The sequence below is a fragment of the Streptomyces sp. LMG1-1-1.1 genome (assembly GCF_040815545.1).
Taxonomy (GTDB): domain Bacteria; phylum Actinomycetota; class Actinomycetes; order Streptomycetales; family Streptomycetaceae; genus Streptomyces.
Genome location: NZ_JBFPNH010000001.1, coordinates 493,912 through 506,717, shown reverse-complemented (window position 1 = coordinate 506,717; position 12,806 = coordinate 493,912). Strand labels below are relative to the sequence as shown.

General features: G+C 73.2%; 10 protein-coding genes and 1 pseudogene. 4 read left to right on the top strand and 7 right to left on the bottom strand.

Translation table 11 applies throughout. The features are described 5' to 3' along the window. Positions 1 to 113 precede the first annotated feature (113 nt). Positions 114 to 1,613 carry an MFS transporter gene (locus tag MRBLMG1_RS02080; RefSeq protein ID WP_367820050.1) on the top strand — a complete coding sequence of 500 codons (1,500 nt, stop codon included), beginning with the start codon at positions 114 to 116 and terminating at the stop codon, positions 1,611 to 1,613. A 62-nt stretch (positions 1,614 to 1,675) separates the two neighbouring features. Here the strand turns inward: MRBLMG1_RS02080 and MRBLMG1_RS02075 are convergent, their stop codons facing one another. The 3 genes from MRBLMG1_RS02075 to MRBLMG1_RS02065 all read right to left on the bottom strand — a co-directional run bounded on the left by MRBLMG1_RS02075 (position 1,676) and on the right by MRBLMG1_RS02065 (position 5,602). Continuing rightward, positions 1,676 to 2,560, bottom strand: a complete 885-nt coding sequence (locus MRBLMG1_RS02075; RefSeq protein WP_367820048.1) for a geranyl diphosphate 2-C-methyltransferase — start codon at positions 2,558 to 2,560, stop codon at positions 1,676 to 1,678. Positions 2,561 to 2,574: 14 nt separating this feature from the next. Next, positions 2,575 to 3,906, bottom strand: coding sequence for a family 2 encapsulin nanocompartment cargo protein terpene cyclase (locus MRBLMG1_RS02070; protein ID WP_367820047.1), 1,332 nt, complete (start codon positions 3,904 to 3,906; stop codon positions 2,575 to 2,577). A gap of 283 nt (positions 3,907 to 4,189) precedes the next feature. Next, positions 4,190 to 5,602, bottom strand: a complete 1,413-nt coding sequence (locus MRBLMG1_RS02065; RefSeq protein WP_367820046.1) for a family 2B encapsulin nanocompartment shell protein — start codon at positions 5,600 to 5,602, stop codon at positions 4,190 to 4,192. A 238-nt stretch (positions 5,603 to 5,840) separates the two neighbouring features. On the opposite strand from MRBLMG1_RS02065, the pseudogene MRBLMG1_RS02060 reads away from it, so the two are divergent. After that, positions 5,841 to 5,972, top strand: a pseudogene (locus tag MRBLMG1_RS02060) (cytochrome P450); the annotation flags it as partial. A gap of 159 nt (positions 5,973 to 6,131) precedes the next feature. On the opposite strand, the gene MRBLMG1_RS02055 reads toward MRBLMG1_RS02060, so the two are convergent. The 3 genes from MRBLMG1_RS02055 to MRBLMG1_RS02045 form a co-directional block, all read right to left on the bottom strand. After that, the gene (locus MRBLMG1_RS02055; RefSeq protein ID WP_367820044.1) at positions 6,132 to 6,428 is read right to left on the bottom strand and encodes a hypothetical protein; all 297 of its coding nucleotides are present in this window, start codon (positions 6,426 to 6,428) and stop codon (positions 6,132 to 6,134) included. Positions 6,429 to 6,618: 190 nt separating this feature from the next. Then, positions 6,619 to 8,826, bottom strand: coding sequence for a hypothetical protein (locus MRBLMG1_RS02050; RefSeq protein WP_367820042.1), 2,208 nt, complete (start codon positions 8,824 to 8,826; stop codon positions 6,619 to 6,621). Positions 8,827 to 8,898: 72 nt separating this feature from the next. After that, complete coding sequence (locus MRBLMG1_RS02045) at positions 8,899 to 9,492, bottom strand: TetR/AcrR family transcriptional regulator (RefSeq protein WP_367820040.1); 594 nt, start codon at positions 9,490 to 9,492, stop codon at positions 8,899 to 8,901. Positions 9,493 to 9,606: 114 nt separating this feature from the next. Between MRBLMG1_RS02045 and MRBLMG1_RS02040 the strand changes: the two genes are divergently transcribed. Continuing rightward, positions 9,607 to 10,002 (top strand): nuclear transport factor 2 family protein, encoded by a 396-nt coding sequence (locus MRBLMG1_RS02040; RefSeq protein ID WP_367820038.1) that lies wholly within the window; start codon positions 9,607 to 9,609, stop codon positions 10,000 to 10,002. A gap of 56 nt (positions 10,003 to 10,058) precedes the next feature. After that, a complete protein-coding gene (locus MRBLMG1_RS02035; protein ID WP_367820036.1) occupies positions 10,059 to 11,195 on the top strand; it encodes a zinc-dependent alcohol dehydrogenase family protein in 1,137 nt (378 codons plus the stop codon). Positions 11,196 to 11,223: 28 nt separating this feature from the next. Here the strand turns inward: MRBLMG1_RS02035 and MRBLMG1_RS02030 are convergent, their stop codons facing one another. Next, positions 11,224 to 12,456 carry a serine hydrolase domain-containing protein gene (locus MRBLMG1_RS02030; RefSeq protein ID WP_367820034.1) on the bottom strand — a complete coding sequence of 411 codons (1,233 nt, stop codon included), beginning with the start codon at positions 12,454 to 12,456 and terminating at the stop codon, positions 11,224 to 11,226. Between the last annotated feature and the right edge of the window lie 350 nt (positions 12,457 to 12,806).

Here is a 12,806-nt window from a genome sequence, read left to right as displayed (position 1 = left end):
CTTGACATTATCAATTGTTTACTTGACCTCCTCAACTATCGAGGTCTACCTTCGACGAATTACTTGATGACATCAACGGTCTATGTCCTGAAGCACCGAGAAGGCCCCCACTCATGAGCAACGTGACTCCCCCGCCCGCCGGAGAGCAGCGGCGCGAGACGCTCGTCGTCTTCGCGCTCAGCCTCGCCGCCATGGTCGTGTCGATGATGCAGACCCTGCCGGTCCCGATCCTCGGCCTCATCCGCGCCGACCTCGGCACCACGACCGCCGGCGTCAGCTGGGTGACCACCGCCACCCTGCTCTCCGCGGCCGTCTTCACCCCGCTGCTCGGCCGCTTCGGCGACCAGCACGGCAAGAAGCCCACCCTGGTCGCCGTCCTCGGCGTCATGGTCGTCGGCTCCGTCGTCGCGGCCCTCGCGACCTCGCTCCCGCTGCTGATCCTGGGCCGCGTCCTCCAGGGCGCCGCCACCGCGATCTTCCCGCTCGCCCTGTCCGTGCTGCGCGAGGAGGTCCGCCCGCAGAAGCTGCCCGGCGCGATGTCCCTCGTCAGCGGCACCCTCGCCTTCGGCAGCGGCCTCGCCCTCGTCGCGACCGGCCTGCTGACCTCCGGCTCCGACGCCGACTACCGCAGCGCCTTCTGGATGGCGACGGCCTTCGCCGTGCTCGCCCTCGTCGCGGTCGTCCTGCTCGTCCCGGCGACCCGCCACAAGACCGGCGGCCGCACCGACTTCCTCGGCGCGCTGACCCTCGGCGCCACCCTGCTGCTGCTCCTGCTGCCCATCTCCCAGGGCCACGAGTGGGGCTGGACCTCCGGCCGCACCCTCGGCAGCTTCGCCGGCGCCGCCGTCATGACCGCCGTCTGGGTGTTCACCGAGCTCAAGGTCCGCGAGCCCCTCGTCGACATGCGGATGTTCGTCCACCGGCCCGTCCTCATGGCCAACCTGGCCGGCGTCCTCGTCGGCTTCGGCATGTTCGCGAACTTCCTCGGCGTCTCCTACCTCGTCCAGATGCCCGAGGCCCTCACCGGCTACGGCTTCGACGCGTCCATCCTGCGCGCCTCCGTCGAGTTCCTGCTGCCGGGCGCGATCGTCTCCCTGCTCGCCTCGCCGATCGGCGGCCAGCTGGTCCGCCACCGCGGTCCGCGCACGGCCCTGGGCCTGGCCGCAGGGCTCGGCGCCCTCGGCTTCGCCTGGCTCGCCCTCGACCACGGCCACATCGCCTCGGTGATCGGCGCCGGCGTGGTCGTCGGCGCGGCCGTCAGCTTCGGCTACGCGGCCATGCCCGCCGTCATCATGGCGAGCGTCCCGCACCACCAGAGCGGCATCGCCAACGGCATCAACTCCATCTCCCGCTCGACGGGCAGCGCGATCGGCAGCGCCGTCGTCACCACGATCCTGGCCTCGCAGACCCTGGAGCACCTGCCCGCCGGCGTCCCGGCCCTGCCCGCCGAGTCCGGCTTCACCCTCACCTTCTGGATCGGGGCCGCGGCCTTCGCGCTGGTCGCCGTGATCGCCCGGGTCGGCCTGCGGGGCGGCCACGCCCCCCGTACGGCTCCGGTGAGCACGCCCGCCCCCGCCCCGGAGAAGGCGGAGGCGGAGGCGACGGCGGTCTGACCCCGCCGCGAAAGGGCCGGGACCGTCGGACGACGGTCCCGGCCCTTTCGCGCGGGTGACGGTCAGACGCGGTCGGCCGCGATCAGGACGTACTGGAACGAGCCGTCCTTGTACGACTCGATGAACGCCTCCTCGATGCCGGTGACCAGCGACGACGTGGCGCGCAGCTCCCAGTACGGGAGGGTGTCGGGGGTCAGGTCGATGACGGCCTGCGGCACCAGGCGGTTGTCGGCCATCGCCTTCAGGTACTCACGGCGCGAGTGGATGTTGCACTCGAAGTGCGCGTTGATCTGGGAGACCCACTTCGACGGCTGGCCGTACTTCGGGTTCCAGCAGCCGGTGATGGTCACGTAGCGGCCGCCGACCCGGAGGAACCGGGAGTGCTCGGCGAACAGGTCGTCCAGGTCGACGTACATGCTCGACTCGTTGTTCCACGAGGCGGCGATGCTGCCCTTCTCGAACGGGGTGTCGAGCATGTTGCAGACCCGGGCGCGGACGTGGTCGTCGATGCCCAGCTCCTTCGCGCGCCGGTTGCCGAACTCGGCCTGCGTGGAGGAGAGGGTGACGCCCTCGACCTTGCAGCCGAAGCGCTGGTGGGCCATGACGCTCGAACCGCCGCGGCCGCAGCCGGCGTCGACGAGGGTGTCCCCCCTGCCGATCGGGCCGAGCTGGTCCAGGAGGACCTCGGCCTGGGCCGACTCGAGCCGGTGCAGCTCCGCGATCAGCTTCTTCTCGTACGCGCTGTCCTCGACGTCGCCGAGGGCGGCGTGGTCCACGGCGCCGATGCCGTAGTGGTGGTGGTACAGCCCGTCCACGTCACCGAGGCGCAGGTTCACGGGCCTGGCCTCGGCGTTCCAGTAACGGGCGATGTCTCCCTGGTACGGCGTCGCCGGGTGGGGGACGAACGCGGAGGTGCCGTTGAGGGTGGGGAGCTCGGTGTTGGTCACAGAAGAATCCGTTCTTACCAGAAATCGGGCAGGCTGTATCGGTACGTGTTGGTCTGGTGCCAGTAGTGGTTGCCGTCGACCCACACGGCCACGCCCCGCAGGAAGCGGAGCACGCTCGGGACGGGACAGGCGGCGGCCAGCTCGGCGGAGGCGGCCTCGAAGTCGCGCATGAGGTCGTTGTGGACCTCGACCGCCTTCAGATAGGCGTCCTTCTCCGAGAGGGACTCGCGCTCGGCGAGCACCACGGGCAGGTTCATGTGCCGGCCGGGGCCGGCGAGTTCCTTGGTGTACGAGTACAGGTCGTTGACGATCGTGCTGGCGTTGCCGGCCAGCGCCAGGACCCGCTGCATGCCCGGCTGGGCGTGCAGGTCGGCGGGCAGCTCGTAGCCGCCGACGGTGTCGGTGATGGTGGGACAGGGGCGGAAGTTGTTGAACTGGCGCATCACCAGGTACTCCCACACCTCCGGCACGTGGTTCGTCTCCGTCCACGCCGCCTCGGCGAGGTAGCCCAGGTGCAGCCGGGCCATGTCGTGCCGGAAGCGGTCCGCCTGGGAGGGCGTCGCCTGCGCGACGAGGTACTCCATGGCGGACCGGTAGGCCCGCCGGGGCGCGTCCGCGTGCAGCGACTCCGCCCAGTGCGGCTGGTACTCCGCCGTCGAGTGGAGCGGGTCGAGCGCGGTGTGCGCGAGCAGGAGCCGGCCGCCCAGACCGACGGGCGAGCCGCCGTGGTCCTCGCAGTAGCAGTCGTCGACCGCGTTCTCGGCGACCATCAGCCGGGTGGCGATCATCAGGTGCTCGACGGTCGGGGCGTCCGGATGGCAGGCGACCATGTAGCGCCCGACGGAGAAGCCGTCGAACTCCCCCTCCCAGTCGTCCGGGAACAGCTGGACCTCGTCCACCGCCCAGGACTTGATGCGGAGGCTGACCTCGTCCACCCGTACCGGGTCGGGCTCCGGCACCGGGTGGTAGTAGAGGCCCGGGATGATCAGGGCGTCCGCGGGCGGCCCCGAGGGCGCCGCCGGAGGTTCCGCGCGCGGGACCAGGGACAGCCCCGCCGTGCCCAGGCCGCGGGGACCGCCCAGGACCCGCCCCAGGTCGGGCCGGGTCGGGGCGGCCACGGTGGCGGCCCCGGGCGCTCCGGCGGGGTCGACCGCGGGGTCGGCCGCGGGGGTGCTGGTCGGGCGTTCGGTCGGGACGTCGGTGAGGGCTTCGGTGGGGGCTTCGGTGGGGGCGGCCTGCGCTCCGGCGAGGCCGTGCGCCGCCGCGTCGGCGAGGACGCGGGCGGCGAACCGGGCCGCAGCGGAGGGCAGGCTCGACGGCAGAGGGGAAAGCCCGGCGTCGGGCATCCGTGGCTCCTTGGAGAGGTGGGTGGGCCGTCCCGTGTTCCGGGCGCGCCGGCCCGGCCCGGAAGGGCTCCGGGAGGCGGTCGTGTGCGGGGGGGGAGGCCCCGGGCGTGCCCTGGGGCGCGCCCGGCGGATCAGGGTGGGACGGGGCGCGGGGTCCGGCGCATGGGCTCCCCCGGCCCGTCCGGGCCGAGGGGCGCGTCGCAGGGCGCCGGCGCGCCCCGGTGACGGAGCGTCGGGCGCTGGGGCATCGCGGCGAGGTGCCGCGCCGCCGCGCCGGGTGTGCCTAGTCGCGCCGGCGGGCGATCTGCACGTTCTCCAGCACGCCGAGCGCGTTGGGCACCAGGATCGCGGCCGAGTAGTAGGTGGTGACGAGGTACGACATGATCGCCTGCTCGCTGATCCCCATGAAGCGCACCGAGAGGCCCGGCTCGTACTCCTCCGGCAGGCCGGTCTGGCGGAGTCCGACGACGCCCTGGTTGTCCTCGCCGAGACGCATGGCGAGGATCGAGCTGGTGTTCTCCTTGCTGATGGGGATCTTGTTGCAGGGGAGGATCGGGACCCCGCGCCAGGCCGGGACCCGCTGCCCGTGGAGTTCGACGGTGTCCGGGTAGAGGCCGGCGGCGTTCCACTCGCGGCCGATCGCCGCGATCGTCCGGGGGTGGGCCAGGAAGAGCTTGGTGCTGCGGCGGCGGCAGAGCAGCTCGTCGAGGTCGTCCGGGGTGGGCGGGCCGGAGTGGGGCTGGATCCGCTGCTTGAAGTCGGCGTTGGCGAGGAGGCCGAACTCCGGGTTGTTGATGAGCTCGTGCTCCTGGCGCTCGCGCAGCGCCTCGATGGTCAGGCGGAGCTGCTCCTCCGTCTGGTTCATCGGCCCGTTGTAGAGGTCGGCGACCCGGGTGTGGACCTTGAGGACGGTCTGGGCCACCGAGAGTTCGTACTCGCGCGGCTTGAGCTCGTAGTCGACGAAGGCGCCGGGCAGGGCGACCTCGCCGACGTGGCCGGCCGACATCGCGATCTCGGCCTCGCCGTGCTTGTTCTGCCGCTGCCGGGGCAGCGAGCCGAACTCCTCGATGTGCGAGGCGAGTCCGGGTGCCTGGCCGACGACGGAGGCGAAGTCGGCGCGGGAGAGGGTGAGCAGGGTGCCGGAGGTCTCGGCGGTGGCCGTGTAGTCCCACCTGGCGTCGGCGTCCAGAAGGGCGTTCTCGCCGAACCTGTCGCCGTCGGCGAGCACGGAGACGGCGACCTCGTCGCCGTACTTGCCGACGGAGGTCTGGCCGATCCGGCCGTGGGCGATCATGTGGATCTGCTCGGCGGGGGTGCCGCGCTCGACCAGCACCTCGCCGGCGCGGAAGTCGCGCTGCACGCAGCGGTCGGCGATGGCGCCGAGTACCGCGTCGTCCTCGAAGCCGCGCAGCAGGGCGAGTTCGCCGAGTTCGCGGGGGATCACCCGGACGCGGCTGCCGTCCTGGACGAACTCGATGCGCCCGTCGCCGACGGTGTAGCTCAGCCGGCGGTTCACGCGGTAGGCGCCGCCCTTGGTCTCCACCCACGGAAGCATCCGCAGCAGCCAGCGGGAGCTGATCTCCTGCATCTGCGGGGCGGACTTGGTGGTGGTGGCGAGGTTGCGGGCGGCCGCGGTGCTGAGGCTGGACTGCCGGGGCGGCTCCACCTGGACTTCCGGGCCGGTCTCAACGGTCATGGGGGCGGGCTCTCCTTCGCGTGCGGACGGATCGGCGGATGCATGCCAACCGGTGGAAGTGGATGGAAAGGGGGTCAATCTCTGGGAATTCGTCCAGATCCCGGGGAACAGTAACGGCCGGTAAGCCCGGCTCGCCCCGAGAGCCCGATGGCATTACCTCAATGCAGTGATCTTGCTTCGCCCGTGGTTTATCCGGGCGACCAGCGACATTCGAGCCATCTGGCCGAGCGCACCCAGGCTCAAACGCGCCGACGGCCTGCGGCCCCGCATCCAGGAGACCGTGGACCGGCTCCTGGACGCGGTGGAGGCCAAGGGACCGCCGGCCGAGCTGGTCGGCGCGTTCGCGCTCCCGGTGCCGTCGATCGTCATCCGGCTCGCCGAGCTCCGGGCGGATCCCCGGCTCGTCCCCGCCGCCGTCGAGGAGCTCCTGAGGTTCCTGTCGATGGATAGCCCCGTACAGGACGGCGGACCGGCACCGTGGCGTGGCGCACGGTGCCGGTCCGGAGGCGTCGTCCGGCGGGACGGTCGGTCAGGCGGAGACCTCGGGGAGCAGCCCGGTGGCGGGCGCGGCCAGGTCGGTGAGCTGGTGGACCTGGTTCAGGTCGTTCAGCCGGTTGAGGCCGCCCAGCTGGTCGGCGATGCCGGGGAAGCGGTCGCGGGACTCCTCGGGGATGCCGGTCGTGGTGAGGGAGTCGAGCTCGGTGACCGGGTTGATCGGCGGGCCGAGCGGGCCGGTGGCGGCGACGGCGGAGGTCGCGGCTCCGCCGAGGCACGAGAAGGCGGCGGCGACGGCCAGAACAGAGGAAATGCGTCGGGTTGAGATCACACCCACACAACGGGCGGGCGCGCGCCTGGACACGGTCACGCCACGCTCGCACCGGCCGAACGGGGGGGCACACGGCGAACCCCGGCCGCGTGGACCGGGGTGCCGTGGAGGGGCGGGGAAAGCGAAGAGGCTATTCAGGGAGTGTGAGAAGGAAGCCTCTTCATGGCCTCGCCCGGGACGACCGTAGCAGTCAGGACGGGATCAGGTCGCGCAGGTTTTCCGGGGTGAGGACGCGCGCGCCGGCGGGGAGGCCGGCGGGGCGCTCCAGGCCGATGTAGGTCACGGGGCCGTCCGGCACGGTCCCTTCGTCCCAGGGGGCCGCCGCCTCGCCGTCCCACAGGGACGTGGTGGTGGCGGTGTCCGCCATCAGCTCCGTGAGGTGGCGGACCGTCAGCGGGGTGCGGGCCAGCAGGCCGCGGAGCAGGACGGCGACCGACACCCGGTTCTCCTCGACGCGGTTCGCCGACGGCTGGCCCCGGAGGTGGAGGTGCAGCCAGCGTGCGTGCCAGCGGCCGTCGTCGTCGCGCTGGAAGGCGAGCGGCAGCGCGACCCGGCCGGGGCCGCGCAGGTCCGACTTCATGCGGACGGTGCGGGGTTCGAAGGGGCGGCCGGCCTGCTCGGCGTCGCGCAGCATGTAGCCGAAGAACGACTCGTCGACCTGCTCGAAGTCCTCCCCGGAGTAGATGTCGACCTGCGGGACGAGGAACGTGCCGCGTACGGCTCCGAGCCGCAGGTTGATGAACTCGGAGGCACCGTCGGGCGCGTTGGTGATGTCGCCGGAGTGCTCGCCCTCCAGTGCGGTGAGCGTGGTGTACGAGAGCCAGGTGACGGTCTCGTAGTCGGCGTCCAGGATGAGCGCGGACAGGTCGTAGTCGGTGGAGCGGCGGGTCTGCTTCCAGTACATGAAGAAGCGCAGCAGTTCGCCGTCGACGGGCGAGACGGAGCCGCGCGGCAGGACGCCGAGGCCCGCCGCGGTCGCCCGGCCGCTGAGCGGGAGGGCGACGTCGAGGACGGCCGGGTCGACGACGAGGTGCCCCGGGGCTGGCAGCCGGCGGCGCGTCTCGTCGTCCAGGAGCGCGAGCAGCCGCTCGCGTACGTCCTCCGGCAGCGGCGGCCGGGTGTCGGCGGTGACCCAGGCGCCGCCGGTCCTGTTGACGAACACCCGCTGCTTCGCTCCCCCGTCGGCGCGGTTCTGGACGTGTTCGCGGAGGGACAGCACGACGCGGCCGGCGACGTGCGGCGCGGCCCGCTCGGCGGCGGCCAGGACGGCCTCGCGGCGCTCGGGCCCGTCCGCCGTGCGCAGCAGCCGGTCGAGGGCGCGGAACAGCCGGCCCGGCGCGGCGGTCAGCAGTTCCGCCGCTCCGGTGACGTCGTTCCGGCCGAGGCGCTCCTCGACGAGGCTGTCGAAGGACCGTGCCCGCCGCTCGCCGCGGGCGACGGCGAAGACCTCGGCGGCGTGCGGCCACCGCGGGTACTCGTGCGGGTGCAGCCGCTCGCCGAGGCGCTTCCACGGCTCGCGGTGCGCGGCGACGTCGGCGAGCTTGGCGGGGGCGGCGGCGACGACGGCGTCGAGGCCCGCGAGGACGGCGCGGCGGACCGGGCGGGACAGGGCGCGGAAGCGGGTGGGCTCCCGCAGGGTGACGTCGCCGCCGGAGAGCGCGCAGGCGAGGCGGAGGACGTCGGTGACGGTGTCGAGGAGGAGGTCCGCGCCCGCGGCGAGCCGGGCCCGGTTGACGACGGCGCGGCTCTCGCGGACCGGGATCGTCTCCGGCTGGGGCCCGTCGACGCAGTGCCCGGCGAGCACCGCGAGGTCCTTCAGGTCGTCCTCGCCGAGCGGCGTCACGCTTCCGGCCAGGGCCAGGTAGAGGGCGGCGGCCTCGTCGTCCGGGGCGCCGGCGAGGTGCAGGACCGTGATGCGGTCGCCGGCGGCGGCGATCAGCTCGTCGTGCGCGGCGAGCAGGTCGGCGTAGGTGTGGCGGTACGTTCCGTAGGACGGGAGGGTGAGCAGGTCGACGGCGCCGTCGCTGAGCTGCTCCAGGACGCCGGCCCGGGACTTCTCGTCGCCGAGCGCCTCGGCGACGCGCTCCCGCCAGAAGTCGAGGGTGTCGGGAACGTGGGCGGGGAAGTCCACGAAGTAGACGTTGTGCCGCACGTGGTCGCCGACGATCTCGCGGACGGTGTCCAGCGTCCGGGCGGCGAGGGCGACGACCGTCTCCGGCGCCCGCCCGGAGAGCTCTTCGAGCAGTTCGGCGGAGAGCTTGAACCCGACGGACATCAGCGCGGCGTCGAACCGGCGTGCCGCGACGGCTCCGCCGCCGGCTCCGTCCCGCCCGACCGCGGTCGGGACGGGGAGGCGGTGCGTGTGCCGGACGACCAGACGTTCGAGAGCGTGGACCATCCCGGCATGCTGCCAGTGCCGTGCGGAACCGCGCATGCGGATTTCGGTGCGGTCGGTGCGCGGCCCGGTGGGTCAGGACGTGGGCGCACCGGCCGCGGGGAGGCCGGAGTCGATGATGTGCTCGGCCAGTTCGCGGGCCGCGGGTGCGGGGCGGATGTCGGGGCGGGTGGCGCCGGCGGCGAGGAGGCCGTCGACGAGGAGGAGGAGCTGGTCGGCGGCGAAGCCGGGGCGGGCGTGGCCGAGGGCGACGAGTTCGTCGGCGATGAGCCCGTGGACGGTGCGCCGGTAGGCGCGGGTGACGTCGTGGGCGGGGTGGGCCGGGTCCGTCAGGGCGAGGTCGGCGGCGAGGTAGCGGCAGCCGTGGAAGCCGGGGGCGGACACGACGACGCCGAGGCGGTCGACGACCGCGAGGAGCCGGGCGCGGGGGTCGTCGCCCGCGGCGGCCATCGTGGTGCGGTACTCCTCCTCGTCCTCGGCGGTGCTGCGCCGGAGCGCTTCGGCGATCAGTCCGTCCTTGCCGCCGAAGTGCTCGTACAGCGAACGGCGGGCGACGTTCGCCGACTTGAGCAGGGCGTCCACACCGACGCCGACGCCCTGGGTGTACGTGAGCTCCTGCGCGGCGCGCAGCAGCCGTTCGCGGGGGCCCGGCTTGGCGGTGGTGGTCATGGGTCGAGTGTGCCACCCCTTGACTCGGTAGATCAACCGGTCTATCTATGGAGCCAGGAGACCGAACGGTCTATCTCTTCCGGGCCCGTCCGAGCCCGCTCCGAGGGAGGCGTCATGTCCGTACGCACCACCGCCGAGGTCATCGACCGGTTCAACCGCGCCTTCACCGGCCACGAGCCCGGCCTCCTGGCCGGTCTCATCGCCGACGACTGCGTCATGGAGAGCGTCCAGCCCGCCCCCGTCGGGGAACGGGTCCTGGGCCGCGAGGCCTGTACGGCCTGGTGGGCCGCGCTCGCCGGGGACCGCACGGCGCTGTTCTCCCCGCAGGAGGTGATCGTCGCGGGCGACCGCGCCACCATCCTGTGGACCTACCGCTTCGGCGACGGCCCCGACCAGTGGGTCCGCGGCGTCAACGTCATGCGCGTCGCCGACGGCCGCGTCGTCGAGGCCCTCGGCTTCAGCAAGACGGCGGGCGAGGTCCCCCTGGCGTCCGAGACCGCCACGGCCTGACGTACCGCTCCCCTGCCCGCCCTTCCCGTTCCCACCTCACGAAAGGCCTTCCCCCGATGCGGAGTTACCACCTGTCGCACACCGGGGCCGGACTGGCCGGCCTCTCCGTCCGCACGCACGACGCCCCCGTCCCCGGACCCGGCCAGGCACTGGTGGCGGTGCGCGCGACCTCGCTCGGCTACCGCGAACTGCTGGTGCTCGACGGCGATTACGTCCTGCCGGTGAAACCGGACGTGGTCCCCCTCTCCGACGGCGCGGGCGAGGTGGTCGCGCTCGGCCCCGGCGTCGAGGGGGTGGACGTCGGCGACCGGGTGATGGCCACGCTGTTCCCGTCCTGGCGGGACGGTCCGTTCGGCGCCGAGCACCTCGCGCAGCGCGGCAGCTCGCTGGACGGCATGCTCACCGAACTCGCCGTGGTCGACGCGGAGTCACTCGTCCCCGTACCCGCGCACCTCTCGTACGAGGAGGCCTCGACGCTGCCCTGCGTGGCGGTCACCGCCTGGAACGCCCTCACCGGCGACGCGGCGGGCGTCCGCCCCGGCGACACGGTCGTCGTGCAGGGATCCGGCGGCGTGTCCCTGTTCGCCCTGCAGTTCGCCAAAGCGCTCGGCGCCCGGGTGATCGCCACCACCGGCGGCCCCGGCAAGGCCGGACGGCTGCGGGAGCTCGGCGCCGACGAGGTGATCGACTACCGGGCCGTCCCCGACTGGGCCGCCGAGGTCCGCCGGCTCACCGGCGGCCGGGGCGCCGACCGCGTCGTCGACGTCGCCGGGCTCCTCCACGACTCCGTCCGCGCCATCGCCCTCGCCGGCACCATCGCGTGCGTCGGCTTCGTCGGCCGGACCGCCCCGCCGCTCGACCCCCGCGCCCTCTTCGCCTCCGGCGCCACCGTCCGCGCGGTGGCCGTCGGCAGCCGCGCCCAGTTCACCGCCATGAACGAGGTGATCACGAAGCACGGCCTGCGGCCCGTCGTCGACCGCGTCTTCCCCTTCGAGGAGGCGCCCGAGGCGTACGCGTACTACGCCGGCGGCACGTCCTTCGGGAAGGTCGTCATCCAGGGGGTCAGCGACGGGGCCGGGGTCCACGACGGGGCCGGGGTCCACGACGGGGCCGGGGTCCACGACGGGGCCGGGGTCCACGACGGGGCCGGGGTCCACGGCGGAGCCGGGGTCCACGGGGCCGGAGTCCGCTGAGGACACCGGCCCCGCCCGGGCGAGCGGGTCAGCCGAAGTCGGGGATGGGGTGGTCGGCGGCGAGGGCGGCTGCGATGCGCTGGGTGATCGCGTGGGCGCTGTGTCCGCTCGCGGCGGCGGGACCGTTCGTGGTCGAGACCGCGATGGCCAGGCGCTCGGACGGGAGATAGGCCTGGGCGGCGGAGTAGCCGAAGAAAAGGGGGTGTTGGGCGACCCAGTCGCCGAGGACGAGCAGCCCCAAGCCGTAGTGGGTGGCCTCGGTCTGCGCGAGGCAGACCGTCGCCGGGCATGTGCGGGTGGGGTGGCCCAGACCGACCGTTCCCGGGTTCAGCAGTTCCCGGTACCCCTCCGGGGAGAGCAGCCGGCCCGAGCCGATGCCGCCGGCCGAGCGGGCCAGGTCGCAGATGTCGGTGGTCTGCACGGCGCCGGGGGCGGTGGTCCACGAGGGGTTCCAGTAGGTGGACTCCTCGTACGTGCCCCGGTCGGCGGTGAAGGCGTGCAGGACGGGTTCGGGGATGTCGGGGGTGAAGGCGTTGCGGGTCTCGCGCAGTCCGAGCGGGCGCAGGACCTCTTCCTTCAGGAGGACGTCGAGCCGGGTCCCGGTGATCTTCTCCAGGGCGGCGCCGAGGAGGACGAAATTGGCGTGCGAGTAGCTCCAGTTGGTGCCCGGCTCGTACCACCGGTCCTCGGCGGTGGCGAGGGCCACGAGCTCCTTCGGCGTCCACTGGCGGTACGGGTCGGCGACGACGGCCCGCTGGAACGCGGGGAGGTGGACGTAGTCGACGAGGCCGGTGGTGGAGGCGGCCAGCATCCGCAGGGTGATCCGCCCACCGTCCTGGAGGTCGGGCAGCCAGCGGGCGACGGGGTCGTCGAGACCGACCCTGCCCTGGTCGACCAGGCGCAGGAGGGCGGTGGCCATGTAGCTGATCGCCACGTTGCCGTTGCGGAAGTGCATGGCGGGGGTGGCCGGTACGCCGGTCATCGACTCGCCGAGCGCGCCGGTGACGACCTCGCGGCCGTCGACGGTGACCCGCACGATGACCGACTTGAGGTCCATCTCCGCCTTGGCACGCTCGGCGATCCGCAGGACGTCGCGGGCCGGTCCGCGGTCGGGCACGCGGGAGACGACGCAGGGCCGCTGGTGGCCCCCTTCGGCCGATGGCGTCCCGACGGCCTCCACCGGGGCGGTGAGGACGCCGAGGGCGAGGAGCGCGGTGAGCGCGGCGACGCGCGTCCGGGGCGAGGTACGTGCTGGGCTCATGGCCGGAGTATCGGCCCGCCGCTCCCCCGGGACGGGCGGGTCCCCGCCGACCCGCTCGAACATCACCCGTCAGGCCCGTCCCGCCCGCCCTGAACACCGGCGGCGGGCGCGCGGTGAGCACGCGCGGGGAGGACACCCGGTGAGCACGCACGGCACACATGCACGGCATGCACGAACGCGCCCCGTTCGCATACTCCGACGATCTGTTCATACGTCAAAAAGCAACCCCGGCGTTCTTGTTGCCGTCCTCCGGTGACGAGAGGGGCACGAGGGGAGCGGGGGGCGCCAGGGAAACGGGGCCCGAGGCAGGTCGAAGCCACTCCCGGTGCCCGGACAGGACCGATCGTGAG

Coding starts and splice junctions, on each gene's coding strand:
- MRBLMG1_RS02080 (WP_367820050.1), top strand. CDS start 114: ATGAGCAACGTGACTCCCCCGCCCGCCGGAGAGCAGCGGCGCGAGACG.
- MRBLMG1_RS02070 (WP_367820047.1), bottom strand. CDS start 3,906: ATGCCCGACGCCGGGCTTTCCCCTCTGCCGTCGAGCCTGCCCTCCGCT.
- MRBLMG1_RS02065 (WP_367820046.1), bottom strand. CDS start 5,602: ATGACCGTTGAGACCGGCCCGGAAGTCCAGGTGGAGCCGCCCCGGCAG.
- MRBLMG1_RS02050 (WP_367820042.1), bottom strand. CDS start 8,826: ATGGTCCACGCTCTCGAACGTCTGGTCGTCCGGCACACGCACCGCCTC.
- MRBLMG1_RS02045 (WP_367820040.1), bottom strand. CDS start 9,492: ATGACCACCACCGCCAAGCCGGGCCCCCGCGAACGGCTGCTGCGCGCC.
- MRBLMG1_RS02040 (WP_367820038.1), top strand. CDS start 9,607: ATGTCCGTACGCACCACCGCCGAGGTCATCGACCGGTTCAACCGCGCC.
- MRBLMG1_RS02035 (WP_367820036.1), top strand. CDS start 10,059: ATGCGGAGTTACCACCTGTCGCACACCGGGGCCGGACTGGCCGGCCTC.
- MRBLMG1_RS02030 (WP_367820034.1), bottom strand. CDS start 12,456: ATGAGCCCAGCACGTACCTCGCCCCGGACGCGCGTCGCCGCGCTCACC.